We start from the raw sequence: 17,095 nt of genomic DNA on the forward strand, positions 1-17,095 counted from the left end.
AGGCCGAATTTGAATTCTTTTCTGAACAAAACCCCCTACTATCTGTTGTCAAGGTTCAGTTTTTAGCTTGGTTATCGCTTTTTCCATTGTAGCTTAAAGCCGTCCTAAAAGGACGGGGTTTTAACCCAAATTTTCGATAAACAGCGATCGATCACTTGTTTTAATACTAGAGCCGTCCAATCGATATCGGCCGCGCTGGTGTCCCTTCCCAGGGTTAAACGAATTCCCGCTAATGCTTCTCGATCGCTGTAGCCCATAGCTTTTAAAATTGGACTAGGGGAAAGTTTGCCACTATGACAGGCGGCTCCGGAACTAATGCCGATTCCTGCTAAATTAAGCTGACGAACTAGCTGTTTTCCCGTGATGTGACTGTTATCGTCCGGACGGACAATAAAGCTGACGTGGTGGGGTAAACGATAGAATCGGTCTCCCGTGGGCAGCAGATAAGGATAATCGGCTAAGAGGTCAAATAATCGATCTCGCAAGGCCATTAAACGCATTTTTTCGCTAATTAAATCTTTTTGGGCTAATTCGGCCGCTAAACCGAAAGCAGCGATCGCTGGCACAGATTGGGTTCCCGATCGCAGACCTTTTTCCTGACCACCGCCCCGCAGTAATGGTAAAATATCGACACCCGCTCTGATGTATAAAGCTCCCGATCCTTGCATTCCATAAATTTTATGGCTAGAAAGAGATAATAAATCTACGGGCAGTTTCCGCACATCAATATCGCATCTTGCCGCCACCTGCACCGCATCGGTGTGAAAAAGAACACCCCTTTCTCTGGCAATGCTGCCCAATTCTTCAATCGGTTGTAGGGTTCCCACCTCACTTTGTCCGTAAATAATGGAAATTAAGACCGTATCGCTTTGAATTGCGGCTTTTAGGTCTAAAGGATTCACCCTACCTTGACGATTGACGGGAAGACGAGTAATTTGCCAACCTTGCTGCTCTAATTGTTTACAGGGTTCAGCGATCGCCGAATGTTCCACACTAGAAATAATTATATGACGGGGGCGGTTATACTGTTGAGCAACCCCGATAATCGCTAAATTATCGGCTTCTGTGCCGCCAGAAGTGAAGATAATCTGGTCTGGATTGGCATTAATTAACCCTGCTACCTGTTCTCTAGCCATTTCGATGACTGTCGCCGTATCCTGTCCCCAACTGTGTAAACTGGAGGGATTACCCCAATGATGCCGCAGAATAGTGGCAACCCGATCGATTACTTGGGGATGAGTGGGGGTAGTGGCACTATAGTCAAGATAAATTTGCATTATTTTACAATCTGAGAAATGAGAGCCAAGGACAAGCAGCTATTTTCAGTTTAGCGGCTTAGGTTTAACACTCGATCGATTGTCGGGGCAGTTAAATCTTCCCCTGTCAAAAAACAGAGATGCCGGTTAAAGCATCCCCACAGAGTCGATTTTACCTCTCTTGTGTCAATCTCGGCAGCAGACCAGCAAAAGTCATCCCAAAGACAGAGCAAATATCGTCAACAATCAAAGTCATAAAACCGTTCTAAAAGCCTAGTAAACCCGAAAGATAGTCAGGAACGGGGAAACTTTGAGCCATCTTAAAATGAAATGAAAACAGATAAAACGCTGTAGAATAATTGAAGGTTATTTAAGAGATTTTTTCGGCTCTTTCCTGAATCCCAGACAGCCAGTTTTTGATCAGAGTCTGGGATAGGTGCGACAGTAAGGATTAAAAGTATCGTGATCAAGACAAACGATCAAATAGGCACAGATGACTAACTCCCACTATTGACAATATCCCTAAGCATCTAATCAAGGGGAAACATCGATCGATAATAATATGCTTTTGCTCTTGGCAAGTTCCAAAGCATAACAGAGATTGTCTCAAGCTGGTCGCGTCGCTAATACTTGCGGCGATTTTTCAGTCATCGGTAAACATTAACCAGTAATCAGTGAACGGCAAACTCAAATCTGATAACTGAGTCAAGATAGCTAAAAAACCACCATCGCCCCACCATGCGTTTCAGACAAATTTTTATGCTTTTATGACATGGCTGACAATATTTTGTAACAATCTATACTATCTTTCCCGTTGAAGACTGTAAATTTAAGTTAATTGCTTCGGTGATAACCCTGAAATAAAGTGATCTTTCTAGCCCAGATGACTAAAACCCCCCCCTATCTATCTATCGACTCCTCAAAACTGTTATGCTTCTAGAAAAAATCTCTTAGACAAAAACTACTGCTAAATCTCCCCAGATGGAGAAGCAAAAGCGATTGAGAGATAAAAAATAGTTAAAGCCTCCTTACTGAATCAACAGTTACTTTCAAGAAATTTTCTCGGTTATCACCGCGGTCAGTTAGGGGAAGTAATGAGAATTTTTCACCGTTTCATCACCTTTGTTTAGTTTCTAATCACGATTTTTTAGTCCATGAGTAAACTTTCCAGACGTAGATTTATCTTCACTGCCGGGGCAACTGCCGTAGGAACAGCAATTCTCCACGGTTGCGCCACTCCCAATAATACCGCGACCAGTCCCTCCCCGGCCGGCAGTCCTGCCGCTTCCCCCGTTGCCGGTGGAGAAACTCCCGAAGTAACCACCGCTAAACTAGGTTTTATTGCCCTCACCGACGCTGCCCCCTTAATTATCGCCAAGGAAAAAGGTTTATTCGCTAAACACGGGATGCCCGATGTGCAAGTGATGAAACAAGCCTCTTGGGCTGCAACCCGGGATAACCTCGAATTAGGTTCTGCGGGAAACGGTATCGACGGGTCCCACATCCTCAGCCCCATGCCCTACCTAATGACCTTGGGCAAAATTACCAAACAGCCCGTACCGATGTATATTCTGGCGCGTTTGAATACCAACGGTCAGGCGATATCGATCTCCAAATCCCACGCAGATTTAAAACTCGACCTCGACAGTTCTAAACTCAAAGAAACCCTCACCAAAGCGAAATCTGCCGGCAAAGAAATGAAAGCTGCCGTCACCTTTCCGGGGGGCAACCACGACCTGTTCATGCGTTACTGGCTATCTGCGGGCGGCATCGATCCCAATAATGACATCTCCCTCATCGTCGTTCCCCCGCCGCAGATGGTGGCCAATATGAAAGTCGGCACCATGGACGCGTTCTGTGTCGGCGAACCGTGGAACGCCCAAATCGTCTCCAAAGGCCTCGGGTACACTGCCCTGATCACTGGAGAATTCTGGAAGGATCACCCCGAAAAAGCTTTCGCTTTACGCGCCGATTGGGTGGATAAAAATCCCAAAGCGGCAAAAGCTTTAACCATGGCTGTTCTGGAAGCGCAACAATGGTGCAATGATCCCGCTAATGTTAAGGAAATGTGCGAGATTATTTCAGGACGGGAATGGCTGAAAATTGACCCCGCCGATATCTTGGGAAGAATGCAAGGTAATATCGATTTCGGTGATGGTCGCAAAATCGAAAATAGCCCCGTAGCCATGAAATTCTGGGCTGATAACGCTTCCTATCCCTACAAGAGTCATGATACTTGGTTTGTGACTGAAGACATCCGTTGGGGCTATATTCCCGCCGATACAGACATCAAAGCTTTAGTTGATAAAGTTAACCGGGAAGATATCTGGAGGGAAGCCGCTAAAGCCCTCAATGTTCCGGCTGATCAAATTCCCACCTCTACCTCTCGCGGTGTGGAAACTTTCTTTGATGGCGTTACTTTTGACCCCGAAAATCCCCAAGCCTACCTCGATTCCCTCAAGATCAAGAAGATTTAAATCAGTGATCACTAATCAGTAATCAGTAACCCGTCAACAGTTAAAGATGATTTGCTGATAACTGGTAATTAATAACTGATAACTGAAATTCTTGCGGAGCAAGCCAAGATAAAAGCTGATCACTGAACCACTGAACCACTGAACCACTCATAACTCAACCACTGATAACTCAACCACTGATAACTGATAACTGATTATGGCTGTTTCTATTTCTCGTCGTTCTCAAGGTCAAAAATGGTTAAAAGACCTGCAAAAAAAATTACCCAAACTAGCAACTTCGGCGATTGCTTTATTAATTTTCCTCGTCATCTGGCAAATACTCTGTTTTAGTCCCGATGCCCCCCTTCCTAGTCCCACCAAAGTGGTTAGCGATACCTGGGAATTAATTATCAATCCCTTTTTCAATAATGGTGGCACGGATGTGGGGTTATTCTGGCAAATTTTCGCTAGTTTACAACGGGTGGCCGTCGGTTTTACCCTTGCCGCTATTGTCGGCATCGCCGTAGGAATTTTAATCGGTAGCAGCGCCCTAATTTATGATGCGATCGATCCGATTTTTCAAATCCTGCGTACCGTTCCCCCCCTAGCTTGGCTACCCATCTCCCTAGCGGCTTTTCGTAATAACGAACCTAGTGCCATATTTGTAATTTTTATTACAGCAATTTGGCCAATTATTATTAACACGGCCGTGGGAGTACAGCAGGTTCCCCAAGACTATAAAAACGTCTCTAGAGTGCTAAAATTATCCAAAGTTGAATACTTTTTCAACATTCTTTTTCCCGCTACTGTTCCCTACGTTTTCACGGGATTAAGAATCGGTATCGGTTTATCTTGGTTGGCGATTGTAGCGGCGGAAATGCTGATCGGTGGCGTGGGAATTGGCTTCTTTATCTGGGATGCTTGGAATAGTTCCATGATCAGTGAAATTATCCTCGCTCTGATTTATGTGGGTATTGTTGGTTTCCTACTCGATCGCCTCATGGCCTACATCGCTAAATTAGTTGTACCCGAAGAAAATAAATAGGGTTTGCGGCAAAAAGTTTTTCGGTGGGGGCAGGGTGTGGGGTGTGGGGTGTGGGGAGCTTTTTAAGTAAACAGTAAACAGTAAACTAAAAACTCACATCTGATAACTGACAACTGATAACTGATAACTGATAACTGATAACTGATAACTGATAACTGATAACTGATAACTGAAAATGTCTGCATTTATTGAAGTCGATCACATTGATAAGGTTTTCCCTCTGCCCGATGGCCGTCAATATATCGCCCTAAAAAATATCGATCTCAGCGTTACTCAAGGGGAATTTATCTCTTTAATCGGTCATTCCGGTTGCGGGAAATCCACCCTCTTAAATATGGTCGCTGGACTCGATCGCCCGACGGTGGGAGGGGTGATTTTAGAGGGAAAAGAAATTAAAGGTCCCGGTCCCGATCGCATGGTGGTCTTCCAGAATTATTCTCTGCTGCCTTGGTTAACCGTCCGAGAAAATATCGCCCTAGGAGTTAACCGCGTGCTGCGTCATCTACCGGCTGCTGAACGCAAAAGTGTCATCGAACATAGTATCGATATGGTACACCTGCGCCATGCGGCCAACAAACGACCGGGAGAATTATCGGGAGGCATGAAACAAAGGGTAGCGATCGCCCGCGCTCTAGCCCTACGGCCGAAAGTCCTGCTACTCGATGAACCCTTTGGGGCGCTGGATGCGTTAACCAGAGGCAATTTACAGGAACGTTTGATGGAAATCGTCGAGGAAAGCCACGTTACCTGTATCATGGTCACGCACGATGTGGATGAGGCGCTATTATTATCCGATCGAGTGGTGATGTTAACCACCGGTCCAGAGGCCCATATCGGTCAGATTCTCGATGTTCCCATTCCCCGGCCCCGGCATCGTTTAGAAGTAGTTAACCATCCCAGTTACTACTCCCTCCGTAACGAGATCGTTTATTTCCTCAACCAACAGAAGCGATCGAAGAAAGTCGGCCAACCCAGCGAACCAGTAACAGTGATCGGCCAAGCTACCAGATTGAAAACCAATCCCACCATCGGTTTTATCCCCCTCACCGATTGCGCTCCGATTATTATCGCCAAAGAGAAAGGTTTCTTCGCCGAGGAAGGATTAGAGGATGTTATCCTGCAACGGGAACCCAACTGGAAAGCACTCGCCCAAGGAGTGGCCACCGGTCGTCTCGATGCGGCCCAGATGGTGGCGGGAATGCCCCTGAGCATGACCATTGGGGCCGGCAATAAGCCCTCTGTCCCCGTGATTAGCGCTTTGGTACTCAGTCGCAACGGTAACGCCATCACCCTCAGCAATAAATACAGGGAATTGGGGGTAGAAAAACTGGAGGACTTGAAGGATGCCCTCCAGCAAAGTCCCGATAAAATCGCCACTTTCGGCATGGTTCACCCCGCCTCCATGCACAATCTACTGTTACGCTACTGGTTAGCTAGTGGCGGCATCGATCCCGATAGTGATGTGAATTTAACCGTAATTCCGCCGCCTCAGATGGTTTCCCTGCTAAAAGCGGGTAAGATCGACGGTTATTGTGTGGGGGAACCCTGGAACTCCTACGCCGTTCACGAAAAATTAGGCTACGTTATCGCCACCGATCTTGATATTTGGCCCGGACACCAGGAAAAAGTCCTCGGAGTCAAGGAAACTTGGGCAGCGAAACATCCCGAAACCCATATCGCCATGGTGAAAGCTTTAATTAAAGCCTGCGAATACTGCGATGATCAGCGTAATCGAGAACATATCGTTAATATTCTCAGTCAGCCCCAGTATGTGGGTGTGGATAGGGCGATTATCCGCCCTGGTTTCCTCGATGGTTATGATCGCGGTTTAGGAACTGCCCCCGAACCCCTATTCCGATTTAATCAGTTTTACGTCGATCAAGCTAACTGTCCAGGCCGCAGTGAGGCCCTATGGACCCTAACTCAGCTTGCCCGTTGGGGTTACGCGCCTTTCCCCCGCAACTGGGTGGAAGTGATTGAACGCGTCCGTCGTCCCGATCTGTTTGGCGAAGCTTGCAGGTCCCTGGGCCTTCCCGATTTGGAACCCGATCGCCACAGTTTCGCCCTCTTTGATCATCTTATTTTCAATCCCGACGATCCGATCGGCTATCTGGAACGTTTTTCGATCCGTCGCGATTATCGCGTCTCGGAAGTTCTCCTCGATGATCCCGTCGCTAATTAAGGTTGGCTGAATAAATCTAAAAACCTTGTTGGGTAAAACTTTTAGACTTTTGCGGGAGTGATCGGGGGGAAAATTCAGGGACTTTTTCCCTGAAAATTAGGTAATTGACCAGATGAAAATCTCTAAAACCCTACACCCCACACCCCACACCCCACACCCCACGAAAAACTTTTTCAGCAGACCCGAATTAATAGTTGTGGTGGGCAAAGCCCACCTTAAAATAAATCTAGGACGAATATGCAAACTTTTACCGATAAGACCGTGAATTCCAGCACCACCACCCAGCCTTTTTTATTAGTTAGTAATGTTGCCAAAGAATACCCCTCTCCCGAAGGGGTTTACACCGTTTTAGACGGTGTGGAGCTGCAAGTCAATGAGGGGGAATTTGTCTGCATTATCGGTCACTCCGGCTGCGGTAAATCGACCCTTTTAAATATGGTGGCGGGGTTTTCTTCTCCTAGTCGTGGGCAAGTGCTGCTACAGGATAAAGAGGTTAAGGAACCGGGACCGGACCGGATGATGGTATTCCAAAATTATTCGCTTTTGCCCTGGAAAACTGCCTTTGAGAACGTTTATATCGGGGTTAGTTCGGTTTATCCCCAAAAATCTCACGCTGAGAAGGTGAGGATCGTGGAAGAAAATCTATCCCTAGTGGGATTGACAGAAGCAGCCCAGAAAAAACCCCCCCAATTATCGGGAGGCATGAAACAACGGGTTGCGATCGCCCGCGCCCTGGCCATTCGTCCCCAAGTCCTCATCCTCGATGAACCCTTTGGGGCCTTAGATGCGATTACTAAAGAGGAATTACAGGAAGAATTGCTGAAAATCTGGCAAGAACACCAGTTAACGGTGTTGATGATTACCCACGATATCGATGAGGCTTTGTTCTTGTGCGATCGCTTGGTGATGATGACCAACGGCCCAAGCGCTAAAATCGGTGAGGTGTTAAAGATGCCTTTTGCCCGTCCCCGGGTTCGTTCCCAAATTACCGAGGATCCCCGTTACTACGAACTTCGCAATGAAGCTCTCGATTTCCTCTACAATCGTTTTGCCCATTCGGAGGATCCCAACGAGGATGCCCCCGAAGAACCCCGCACAGAAAATCTCGTGGGTAAAATTGTTGCTACTATCGGTGGCATAGCCTTACTCGCTTTTGTCGGTTTTAGTCTGATACAAATGTTCACCAGCAAGACTCCCAATACCGCTAATCCCGCTACCATAGAGGCCCCCAGATAGGTAGGGTTTGCTGAAAAAGTTTGTCGTGGGGGCAGGGTGTGGGGTGTGGGGTGTAGGGTTTTACCGATTTTGAGGTAGAACGTAGGTTGGGTTGAAGCATGAAACCCAACGCCCGCATAGTTTACGCTACCGCTAACCCATCCTACAAATATAGCGGTTCTCACACCTGTGTGGCACAGTTAAACCTTTGCTAATTAAGCTTTTCAACATCGATAATGTACCTCTTGCGAACAGTAAACGCTATAATTGTGCCTCCCTACTTAGTTGAGACTCCGAGACTCCGAGACAGTTATCGGTTCATCAATGGTTAAGATGTTCAAAGACTGATTTATCACCGATATCGTTGGGGAGAGGTTGGCTTAACTTTCTCAGAGCAAAGATAACGAATAAAGTCGCCCAGAGAATTAATAGCCCCTTTTCCCAATTTAAGGGCAATATCCCCAAAAGATGACCGAGTAAAAGGGTGGGAACTAGAGGGGTTAAAAACTTGGTTTCTAGACGATTAAAACAAAAAGCTTCTTTGAAATAAATCCCCGTGAGACTAGCAAAAATAAAGCCCACACCGAATAAACTCACCGGATGGTTATAGACAAATTCTAGGGGAGAAAGGTGAGAATAGAGGCTGAAAATTAGGGAAGTAATCGCCCCGATTAGCCAAAAAAATTGCAGGAGACGATGGAGGGGAATTAAATAAATATGGATAGTCAATAAACTGATGCCTAACCCCAGACAAAAACCCATGTATAAAAGGTTAGTCAGGGGCAGTAATTGCGGTCGGGTGAGGACTATAATTGTAGCGACAGCGAAACTAAAAGCCGCTAAATTTAAACCCAGACGGTAGAGACGCACCCCTAGGCGATCGCTATCCGTAATCGTAAACTCTCCGAATTGACCTTGATAAACTCGATCGACAGCAGGGGAAGTCATAATGCTCTAAAGAAAAAGGGAAGCTTAGAAAAGATTGACTAAAAATCATCTTAATCTTAAATTATGCCAGTAGCCTCACTTCTCCCTCCTCTCGGCTGACTAATTGCGAGTTAGGATCAAGGTTACATTTCCTTTAGATTTTTAAGCCATGTCGTTGAACCAAGAATCCCTCGCTTTTAGCCATGGGAGGGTCAAGAACTCAACTAGCGAAATTTTGATCGTAGGCGGTGGTATCATCGGATTAGCGATCGCCGTCGATTTGCAATTGCGCGGGGCAAAAGTTACCCTCCTAGTTCGAGATATAGCTCAGGCCGCTAGTCGTGCGGCTGCGGGAATGTTGGCCCCCCATGCGGAGGGGATTCCCCCGGGTCCGTTTCTCGATCTTTGTCTGCGATCACGCTGGCTATATCCAGAGTGGAGCCGCAAAATCGAGGATTTAACGGGGATAAACAGCGGTTACTATCCCTGTGGTATTCTTGCTCCCGTTTACGAGCTAGATCAGCCTATTACTGCCAATACAGCTAATAAAATTTGGTTAGACAGCAATGCAGTTCACCTCTACCAACCCGGACTAGGTAAAGATGTGATCGGTGGTTGGTGGTATCCCGACGATGGACAAGTGGATAACCGGCAGCTAGTGACTGGGCTGCAACAAGCGGCCGAAAATTTAGGGGTAGAAATTCGCCAAGGCATAGAAGTCCACGCCATACAGCAAAAGCAGGGAAAAGTCAAGAGTATTTATACCTCAATTGGGGAATTAGAAGCAAAAATTTACATTTTAGCGGCGGGATCCTGGACGAGTCAACTTTTACCCCTCCCTATCCATCCCGTCAAAGGTCAAATGGCCGCAGTAAAAATGCCCCCTAACCAGACCTTAGCTAGGGTTTTATTCGGTCCGCAAACCTATCTGGTTCCCCGTCGCAATGGTCGTTTAATTATCGGGGCCACTTCCGAAAAAGTGGCCTGGCAAACGGGTAATACACCCCAAGGACTACAAGCCCTTTTTGCGCGCGCTACCCGTCTCTATCCCCCTTTAGCTGACTGGGAAATCGAGGAAATGTGGTGGGGATTCCGTCCGGGTACAGCGGATGAATTGCCCATTTTAGGCCGCAGTAGCTGTGATAACCTGATTTTAGCTACTGGTCACTATCGCAATGGCATTTTACTCGCTCCCGTCACTGCTTCCTTGATTGCTGACCTGGTGATTAATGACAAAGTTAATCCCATTTTGACCCATTTTAGCTGCGATCGCTTTAATCAACCATCACCCGTTACTATTCCATCTATGTCCTTAACTATTATTGAGAATAAACCCCAAGCACTTTTATCGCCCCAGAATGATCGCCTCACCATTGCCGGGAAAACCTTTCACTCCCGCTTGATGACTGGGACTGGCAAATATGCCAATCTGACGACTATGCAGGAAAGTATTAGTGCCAGTGAATGTCAGATTGTCACCGTCGCCGTTAGACGAGTACAAACGAACGCACCCGGCCATGAGGGATTAGCAGCGGCGATCGATTGGTCGAAAATCTGGATGTTACCCAACACTGCTGGTTGTCAAACGGCCGAAGAAGCGATTCGGGTGGCCCGTTTAGGGCGAGAAATGGCCAAATTATTGGGACAGGAAGACAATAACTTTATTAAACTCGAAGTTATTCCCGATCCTAAATATTTATTACCCGATCCGATCGGAACTTTGCAAGCGGCCGAACAATTAGTTAAAGAAGGTTTTGCCGTACTGCCCTATATTAACGCCGATCCTCTCTTAGCCAAACGTTTAGAGGAGGCTGGCTGCGCCACGGTTATGCCGCTGGGATCGCCGATCGGGTCGGGACAGGGCCTTAAAAATGAGGCAAATATCGCGATTATCATCGAATCGGCTAAAATTCCCGTGGTGGTAGATGCCGGGATCGGTACACCCTCAGAAGCGGCCCGGTCCATGGAAATGGGTGCCGATGCTTTATTAATTAACAGTGCGATCGCTATGGCCGCCAATCCGGCCCTGATGGCGCAGGCCATGGGAATGGCGACAAAAGCGGGACGTTTAGCCCATTTAGCCGGAAGAATGCCGATTAAGTCCTCTGCTAGTCCTAGTTCCCCCCTAACGGGAACGATCGCCTAACCGATTAAGCTAGGAATGGGCTGTTTTCAGCTATCGTGGGCGGGGCCAGAAAAATTGACTAGAATAAAAGAGGTGGAATCATGATCGAGAATCTGCCGGGCAATTACCGTCATGGCCGCCAATCCTGAGACTACATTTTTTGAGCACCGAGGTATATTGGCGATGATCACTAAAAATTCTTTATTATCAGGTTTGTTTCTGGGTCTGGGTTGGGTTTGCGTTAGCGGCAACCTAGTCGTGGCCCAATTGCCTATCAGTGAGCGTTGTTTAGCTGAGGCTGAATCCTGCGCTTACCAAAAATATCCGCAATACAATCAGCAATTAGACTTTCGTACTAGTCCCCAAATCCAGCAGCGCCGACAGAACACGATCGAAAATCAATGCAGTAGCATTAATTCCTCTCGTTGCAATAATCTGCGTCCGCAGGTGCAAAAACTACAGGAAACTCCCACCCTGCAGCAATTGCGGGAACAACAGATTAGAATCATCGAAACTCGTTAAAATAGGGGAGATTTGGCCATCTCCCCCCACACCACACCTCGATAAATCCCACAATTAACGCACTTCAAACAAACGATTGTCTGGTAAATTACTAATCGCTCGCTGGAGACTATTTAAGGATTTATTGTAATCAACGATCGCCTGTAGATAACGACTTCTGGCATCGGTTAAATCCCGTTGGGAGTTGATCACGTCCGTTTGGGTTCCCACACCGGCCTGAAAGCGTAAACGGGCTAATCGCAGACTTTCCGTGGCGGATTCAATGCTTTTTTGCGAAGTTTTAATGTTTTCTTGGTTAGAAATCAAATTATAGTAAGATTCCTCCACCTGAAGGCGAATTTCATTGCGACGGAGGGAGAATTCCGTATCGGCGCGATCGATGTTTCTTTCCGCTTGACGGGCGCGAGCAAAAGCACGACCACCATCAAAGAAAGTCCAACGAATCCGGCCGCCGACGCTAAAACCATCGCCAAAACCGGCATCATCACTGAGATCGTTAAGAACATTATACTCGCCCAAAAGGTCCACTTGGGGAATCACCGCCGAAATGGCGATCGAGCGGTCTTCTGCGCTAATTTCCCGTTGTAAGAGTTGTTGTTCTAATTCCGCGCGATTTTTGTAGGCCAAAACGATACTATCATCAAGACTTAAGCCCCAAGTTCCCGCCTCGCGAATCTCATCGGCAGCGGTTAACTCGATGTGCTGACCGACACTCAATATCTGTGCCAGTCGCCGTCGGGAAATACGCTGGGTAGAAATCGCCCGGGTTAAGTCTTGGTTAGCGTTAGCGAGGTCAACTTCCGCCTGTAGGACAGCAAATCGGGTTCCTAGTCCCGCTTGTTCCAATAATTGAGCATCCCGTAAACTTTGACTAGCATCTTCGATCGCAGCTTGGGAGATCGCTACCTGAGCATCACCCCTCTGCAATTCATAATAGGCATCGGTGGCATCAAAACGAGTTTGTTCCGAGACTCGTTCCACCTCTAATTCCCGTTGCCGGATCACTTTTTCGGCCCTTTTGATCTGGGCTGTCCGTTCACCCCCTGTATAAACCCCATAGACGATGCGAACACTACCCTGAAAGTTGGTACTATCTTCGGGTGTAACTGCTGGGATTCCCTGTTGACGAGCCAAATTATTCTGTCTTTGGGCAGCTGCCGATTGATCTTGAGTGAGACTGGTTTCCGCTTGGGCCGTGGGTAATAAGGCCGCCTGTTGTTCCTTTAATTGGGCGCGAGCGATTTCTAAATCGACCCGGGCTGTCTGTAAGGTCTGATTATTTTTTAAAGCTAATTCGATCGCTTGATTTAAGGTGATCGGTTGTACTACCCTAATATTCACCTCATCTGGTTTGGTGGGAAAAATTAGGGGATTGCCACTAGGATTAAGATAATTAGGGGCTTTGGGATCCGCTTCCGTGGTTGCCGGTGCCGCCGATGGACCGGGTAATTGAGACACTGGATTGGCAGTAGGTCGGGGTTTCTTCAATAAATCGGCAGCGGACTGAGTTTGTGCCTTAACCGAGGATTCAGCCAAGAAAATCAACCCAAGCACCGCACTCACGGTAATACCATAACGCAAGAGCAACATGAGTATCTCGAAAGTAAACAGTAAACGATAAGAAGTAAATAAGCTCACACCACTATGTTGGCCGATTACTAATTACCGATAGTAACACGGGAGCTTGACATCCTCACCGCCGTAAACGGACGGTGATTCCCAAACCTCACGATTTAGGTTTCTGCTTCTTTCCCTTGCGGGGTTCCGCACCTGCCTTAACAGATTCACTCTGTTCTGGTCTTATGGTCGCGACCCGGACTGACACCGCAAGCCCTGCGGCCAAAATGTTTTTACTAGCGTTAACATCTCGGTCATGGTGTGTCCCACAGTCTGGACAATCCCATTCTCGAACATTTAACGGCATCTTTTCGACAATATGCCCGCAATTACTACACCTTTTAGAGCTAGGAAACCATCTATCTATTTCGATGTAATTTCTGCCGTACCAACGGCATTTATAGGCTAATTGTCGGGTGATTTCTCCCCAGCTTACATCAGATATTGCCTGAGATAACTTGGGGTTTTTGACCATATTCTTGACGGCTAAATTCTCAACCACAATCGTTTGGTTTTCACGAACTAATTGAGTGGTTAGCTTATGTAAATGGTCTTTTCTGTTATCAGTAATTTGGGCGTGAATCCTTGCTACTTTGATTCTTGCTTTTTCCCGATTTTTTGAGTCTTTCTGTTTTCTAGACAGATTTTTTTGCGCCTTTCGCAGTCTCCGATAATGTTTCTTAAAATGCTTAGGATTAGATACCTTGTCTCCATCGCTGGTAATTACTAGGCTACTAATTCCTAAGTCAATTCCAATGGCTTTATCTGTTACTGGTAATGGCTTAATCGTTGGGTCATCAAATCTTATTGAAATATGCCAACGTCCAGAAGGATGTAATCTGACTGTTACTGTACTTGGGTCACAGCTTTCTGGGATTTGTCTTGACCATCGAATAGGTAAAGGTTCTGTGCATTTGGCTAAATAGATTTGTTTGTCTTTAAATTTAAAAGCAGATTTGGTAAATTCGGCACTTCCTCCCTGATGTTTTTTCTTAAAGTTAGGATACTTAGTACGACCAGCAAAGAAGTTAGTAAAAGCTGTTTGTAAATGTCTTAACCCTTGTTGTAAAGGTACACAGCTTACTTCATTGAGAAAGTCTAATTCTTCTTGTTTTTTCCAATCGGTTAGCATTGAAGAAGTTTCAGCATATCCTATTCTTTCTTGTCTTTCATACCAAGCTTGTGTTCGTTCCTGGAGAGCTTTATTGTAAACCAATCTTACACATCCCAAAGTGCGCCGCAATAGCGACTCTTGTTCGGGTGTCGGGTAAAATCGGTAGCGATAGCTTTTCCATGTCTCATATTTTAGCATATATTTCGTAAATGTGCTAATATTTAACAGCAAAGCCGCCGTTTTACGGCGGGGTTTCAGACCCAAATTTTCGATGAGTAATCTCCTCTGGCCGCGTTTTCTCAAGAAAGCTTACCGTCAAGAACCAATAACTAGCTTTATCTTTACCGCAGCGGCAGTAGATGTCATCATCGGGGTTGTAGGACAAAGATGGACACTGCTATCTTTAGGGGCAACGATTATGGCGATCGCTATCTTCGCCAGGTGGCGACAGGGCCAAAAAACCGAGCAAATCAACAGAGAAGAAGCAGCGAGATACTATTTACCGCCCCAATCGGGTCAAGTAGCTTTACCAACCCTGAAAAACGAAAAAAATCGACCTTCTTAGCTCAAAAATTTCACCTTGCTTGGCAATCAATCCCCTCAAAGGCTAGAATCTATAGCACCGTTCATTTGTTAATATTCAACTAAATTTATGAAATTCCGATTTACGGGTGGGGAGAAACTTGTCGGGGCAATTGTGGTCAGTGTTCTAACCACGCTGACAATCGGGCAACATCAGCTTAGTCAGGCCCAAAGTCCTATTGCTCCCCCTAAACCCGCGGCTGCAAGTGGCCAAAAAACCCCAGAAACTATCCTAGTAGAAGGTTTAGGCAGACTTACCCTCGCTAAAACCTTAGAAGGGCAACAATCCACCCCTAATGCTGTGATTTTCAGTCCCGATAACCAATTTGTTCTCGCTGGTGGTAGTGATACGGATCCTCTCCTGAGAATTTGGTCGGTAAAAACAGGGCAAAAAGTTTCCCAAACTCGCGCCCAAAGAACCAGCGTCAAAGCTTTAGCTATTAGTCCCAACGAAAGATTATTAGTTAGTAGCGGTTTAGATGGTTCTATTAATTTTTGGAATCTGGTGGAAGGCAAGTATTTAGGAATTGCCCTCGAACACGGTAATACTGTCCTCGCCCTCACCGTTACTCCCGATGGTAAAACGTTAATTAGTGGTGGTTTGGAAGGAATTCGCCTCTGGACAGTGCAACCTCCCCGCCGTCCCCTCTATCGTTTAAATTGGGTGGGTAATTTTGTTTATTCCCTAGGGATGAAATCCGATGGTGTCACCCTTGCTAGTGGTCATGAAAACGGTGAGGTAAATTTTTGGGACATCCGCGAGGGCAAATTTTTGTCAAAATTTTCCGCCCATCCCCAAGCGGTTAGCAAGCTTTTATACACTCCCGACGGCAAAAATTTAATTACGGGTAGTTTAGACCGCACGATTAAAATCTGGGATACGAGCAATAATAAGTTATTATTTACCCTCATCGGTCATACGGCCCGAATCCGTTCCCTCGCACTCCATCCTAACGGACAAATTCTCGCTAGTGCCAGTAATGACGGTGTGCGTTTATGGGATGTGACCACGGGGAAACAATTGGCCTGGTTTGATAATAATTCCGACTGGGTGGAATCCCTAGCTTTTAGTCCCGATGGGCAGTATTTGGCTAGTGGTAATTATGATTTTAAAATTCGCCTCTGGCAATTCGTCCGTTAGGCAAAAATGCCCGCATTTAGCCTTTAACCACTTCTAGAAAAGCTGATTTAGCCGCTGCCTGTTCCGCTGCTTTTTTGCTTCTGCCAGTTCCTACTCCTAATTTCTGCTCATTTAACCACACTTCCGCACAAAAACGCTCTTGATCTAAACCATTGAGCTCTTTTACTAAATATTGCGGCAGTTTTTTGTATGTTGCTTGTGTCCACTCCTGCAAGGCATCCTTATAATTCTGTCGGGCCGGATCTCGACGAATTTCGGCCGCTTTTTCCCTTAGTGGTTCATCTAACCAAGAACGCACTAAAACCATCGTCTGTGTACTAAGATATAATGCTCCCAAGACCGCCTCAAAAGCGTCTGCTAGTCGGGAAATTCGCCCCGCTCGGTCAATACTCGTACTACTTGATACCAACAAATAACGCTCGAAACCGTAGCGATCCGCAAATTCCGCCAGAGTGCGATCGCTAACCATCATCGATCGCAGGGCAGCAAATTCTCCCACGAGCGCCTCCGGATAGGTTTCTAACAATACCTCCGCCGCCACGAGTCTTACCACAGAATCGCCTACAAATTCCAATTGTTCATAATTCTTATCACGGGAAATACTGGGATGAGTTAGAGCTAAATCTAATAAATCCCACCTGACGGGGACATCAGCCGATAAACCCAGCTTTTCCACTAGGGTTTTTAATTGTTTTTGGCGACGCGGATCACTTAAGGACATGGGAGCGGGAAGCAGGGGTGTGGGGTGTAGGGTGTAGGGTGTGGAAAAATGGGGAAATGGGGGAGTGGGGAGATAGGGGAATTTCAACTAATACCCTAAAACCCTAAAACCCCAACTCTCAACTCCTGTCTCCTGTCTCCTCCGATTAACTTGATTCGTTTATATCCAAATCCATGTCAGAAATAACCTTGC

15 protein-coding genes are annotated in these 17,095 nt (G+C 46.4%); 9 read left to right on the forward strand and 6 right to left on the reverse strand.

Annotated elements, in window-relative coordinates; all coding sequences use genetic code 11:
- Positions 1 to 104: 104 nt before the first annotated feature.
- Positions 105 to 1,277 carry a cysteine desulfurase family protein gene (locus tag O9290_RS18580; protein ID WP_288058676.1) on the reverse strand — a complete coding sequence of 391 codons (1,173 nt, stop codon included), beginning with the start codon at positions 1,275 to 1,277 and terminating at the stop codon, positions 105 to 107.
- Between the two features lie 1,133 nt (positions 1,278 to 2,410).
- Between O9290_RS18580 and O9290_RS18585 the strand changes: the two genes are divergently transcribed.
- From O9290_RS18585 to O9290_RS18605, 5 genes are all read left to right on the forward strand, one after another.
- The gene (locus tag O9290_RS18585) at positions 2,411 to 3,733 is read left to right on the forward strand and encodes a CmpA/NrtA family ABC transporter substrate-binding protein (protein ID WP_288058678.1); all 1,323 of its coding nucleotides are present in this window, start codon (positions 2,411 to 2,413) and stop codon (positions 3,731 to 3,733) included.
- 196 nt (positions 3,734 to 3,929) lie between these two features.
- Positions 3,930 to 4,757 carry a nitrate ABC transporter permease gene (ntrB, locus tag O9290_RS18590; RefSeq protein ID WP_004159451.1) on the forward strand — a complete coding sequence of 276 codons (828 nt, stop codon included), beginning with the start codon at positions 3,930 to 3,932 and terminating at the stop codon, positions 4,755 to 4,757.
- Between the two features lie 175 nt (positions 4,758 to 4,932).
- Complete coding sequence (locus tag O9290_RS18595; protein WP_288057165.1) at positions 4,933 to 6,939, forward strand: ABC transporter ATP-binding/substrate-binding protein; 2,007 nt, start codon at positions 4,933 to 4,935, stop codon at positions 6,937 to 6,939.
- Positions 6,940 to 7,051: 112 nt separating this feature from the next.
- Entirely contained in the window at positions 7,052 to 7,204 is a 153-nt protein-coding gene (locus O9290_RS18600) for a hypothetical protein (RefSeq protein ID WP_196219859.1), read from the forward strand.
- Positions 7,177 to 8,175, forward strand: a complete 999-nt coding sequence (locus O9290_RS18605; RefSeq protein WP_002798612.1) for an ABC transporter ATP-binding protein — start codon at positions 7,177 to 7,179, stop codon at positions 8,173 to 8,175. Before O9290_RS18600 ends, O9290_RS18605 begins: the two co-directional genes overlap by 28 nt.
- Here the strand turns inward: O9290_RS18605 and O9290_RS18610 are convergent.
- Together O9290_RS18610 and O9290_RS18615 are read right to left on the reverse strand one after the other, a co-directional pair.
- Positions 8,153 to 8,275, reverse strand: a complete 123-nt coding sequence (locus O9290_RS18610) for a hypothetical protein (protein ID WP_288057167.1) — start codon at positions 8,273 to 8,275, stop codon at positions 8,153 to 8,155. The two genes, O9290_RS18605 and O9290_RS18610, sit on opposite strands and share 23 nt — an antisense overlap.
- A 200-nt stretch (positions 8,276 to 8,475) precedes the next feature.
- Positions 8,476 to 9,102 (reverse strand): DUF2301 domain-containing membrane protein, encoded by a 627-nt coding sequence (locus tag O9290_RS18615; RefSeq protein WP_004159461.1) that lies wholly within the window; start codon positions 9,100 to 9,102, stop codon positions 8,476 to 8,478.
- Positions 9,103 to 9,250: 148 nt separating this feature from the next.
- On the opposite strand from O9290_RS18615, the gene thiO reads away from it, so the two are divergent.
- Positions 9,251 to 11,227, forward strand: a complete 1,977-nt coding sequence (gene thiO, locus O9290_RS18620; RefSeq protein WP_288057168.1) for a glycine oxidase ThiO — start codon at positions 9,251 to 9,253, stop codon at positions 11,225 to 11,227.
- 162 nt (positions 11,228 to 11,389) lie between these two features.
- Positions 11,390 to 11,728, forward strand: a complete 339-nt coding sequence (locus tag O9290_RS18625) for a hypothetical protein (RefSeq protein WP_004159465.1) — start codon at positions 11,390 to 11,392, stop codon at positions 11,726 to 11,728.
- Between the two features lie 54 nt (positions 11,729 to 11,782).
- On the opposite strand, the gene O9290_RS18630 is transcribed toward O9290_RS18625, so the two are convergent.
- Positions 11,783 to 13,318 (reverse strand): TolC family protein, encoded by a 1,536-nt coding sequence (locus O9290_RS18630; RefSeq protein WP_288057169.1) that lies wholly within the window; start codon positions 13,316 to 13,318, stop codon positions 11,783 to 11,785.
- A gap of 136 nt (positions 13,319 to 13,454) precedes the next feature.
- Positions 13,455 to 14,657, reverse strand: coding sequence for an RNA-guided endonuclease InsQ/TnpB family protein (locus O9290_RS18635; protein ID WP_288087364.1), 1,203 nt, complete (start codon positions 14,655 to 14,657; stop codon positions 13,455 to 13,457).
- 73 nt (positions 14,658 to 14,730) lie between these two features.
- Between O9290_RS18635 and O9290_RS18640 the strand changes: the two genes are divergently transcribed.
- Together O9290_RS18640 and O9290_RS18645 are read left to right on the forward strand one after the other, a co-directional pair.
- Positions 14,731 to 15,024: a hypothetical protein gene (locus tag O9290_RS18640; RefSeq protein WP_288056236.1), complete on the forward strand. Its 294-nt coding sequence runs from the start codon at positions 14,731 to 14,733 to the stop codon at positions 15,022 to 15,024.
- Between the two features lie 87 nt (positions 15,025 to 15,111).
- Entirely contained in the window at positions 15,112 to 16,182 is a 1,071-nt protein-coding gene (locus tag O9290_RS18645) for a WD40 repeat domain-containing protein (RefSeq protein WP_288056239.1), read from the forward strand.
- A gap of 16 nt (positions 16,183 to 16,198) precedes the next feature.
- Here O9290_RS18645 and rnc read toward each other — a convergent pair whose 3' ends face one another.
- Entirely contained in the window at positions 16,199 to 16,903 is a 705-nt protein-coding gene (gene rnc / locus O9290_RS18650) for a ribonuclease III (protein ID WP_288056242.1), read from the reverse strand.
- Positions 16,904 to 17,095: the final 192 nt, after the last annotated feature.

The sequence above is a fragment of the Microcystis sp. LE19-41.2A genome (assembly GCF_027530405.1).
Classification (GTDB): domain Bacteria; phylum Cyanobacteriota; class Cyanobacteriia; order Cyanobacteriales; family Microcystaceae; genus Microcystis; species Microcystis aeruginosa.

Coding starts and splice junctions, on each gene's coding strand:
- O9290_RS18645 (WP_288056239.1), top strand. CDS start 15,112: ATGAAATTCCGATTTACGGGTGGGGAGAAACTTGTCGGGGCAATTGTG.
- O9290_RS18610 (WP_288057167.1), bottom strand. CDS start 8,275: ATGCTTCAACCCAACCTACGTTCTACCTCAAAATCGGTAAAACCCTAC.
- O9290_RS18595 (WP_288057165.1), top strand. CDS start 4,933: ATGTCTGCATTTATTGAAGTCGATCACATTGATAAGGTTTTCCCTCTG.
- O9290_RS18605 (WP_002798612.1), top strand. CDS start 7,177: ATGCAAACTTTTACCGATAAGACCGTGAATTCCAGCACCACCACCCAG.
- O9290_RS18580 (WP_288058676.1), bottom strand. CDS start 1,277: ATGCAAATTTATCTTGACTATAGTGCCACTACCCCCACTCATCCCCAA.
- rnc (WP_288056242.1), bottom strand. CDS start 16,903: ATGTCCTTAAGTGATCCGCGTCGCCAAAAACAATTAAAAACCCTAGTG.
- ntrB (WP_004159451.1), top strand. CDS start 3,930: ATGGCTGTTTCTATTTCTCGTCGTTCTCAAGGTCAAAAATGGTTAAAA.
- O9290_RS18625 (WP_004159465.1), top strand. CDS start 11,390: ATGATCACTAAAAATTCTTTATTATCAGGTTTGTTTCTGGGTCTGGGT.
- O9290_RS18585 (WP_288058678.1), top strand. CDS start 2,411: ATGAGTAAACTTTCCAGACGTAGATTTATCTTCACTGCCGGGGCAACT.
- thiO (WP_288057168.1), top strand. CDS start 9,251: ATGTCGTTGAACCAAGAATCCCTCGCTTTTAGCCATGGGAGGGTCAAG.
- O9290_RS18635 (WP_288087364.1), bottom strand. CDS start 14,657: ATGCTAAAATATGAGACATGGAAAAGCTATCGCTACCGATTTTACCCG.
- O9290_RS18640 (WP_288056236.1), top strand. CDS start 14,731: ATGAGTAATCTCCTCTGGCCGCGTTTTCTCAAGAAAGCTTACCGTCAA.
- O9290_RS18600 (WP_196219859.1), top strand. CDS start 7,052: ATGAAAATCTCTAAAACCCTACACCCCACACCCCACACCCCACACCCC.
- O9290_RS18630 (WP_288057169.1), bottom strand. CDS start 13,318: ATGTTGCTCTTGCGTTATGGTATTACCGTGAGTGCGGTGCTTGGGTTG.
- O9290_RS18615 (WP_004159461.1), bottom strand. CDS start 9,102: ATGACTTCCCCTGCTGTCGATCGAGTTTATCAAGGTCAATTCGGAGAG.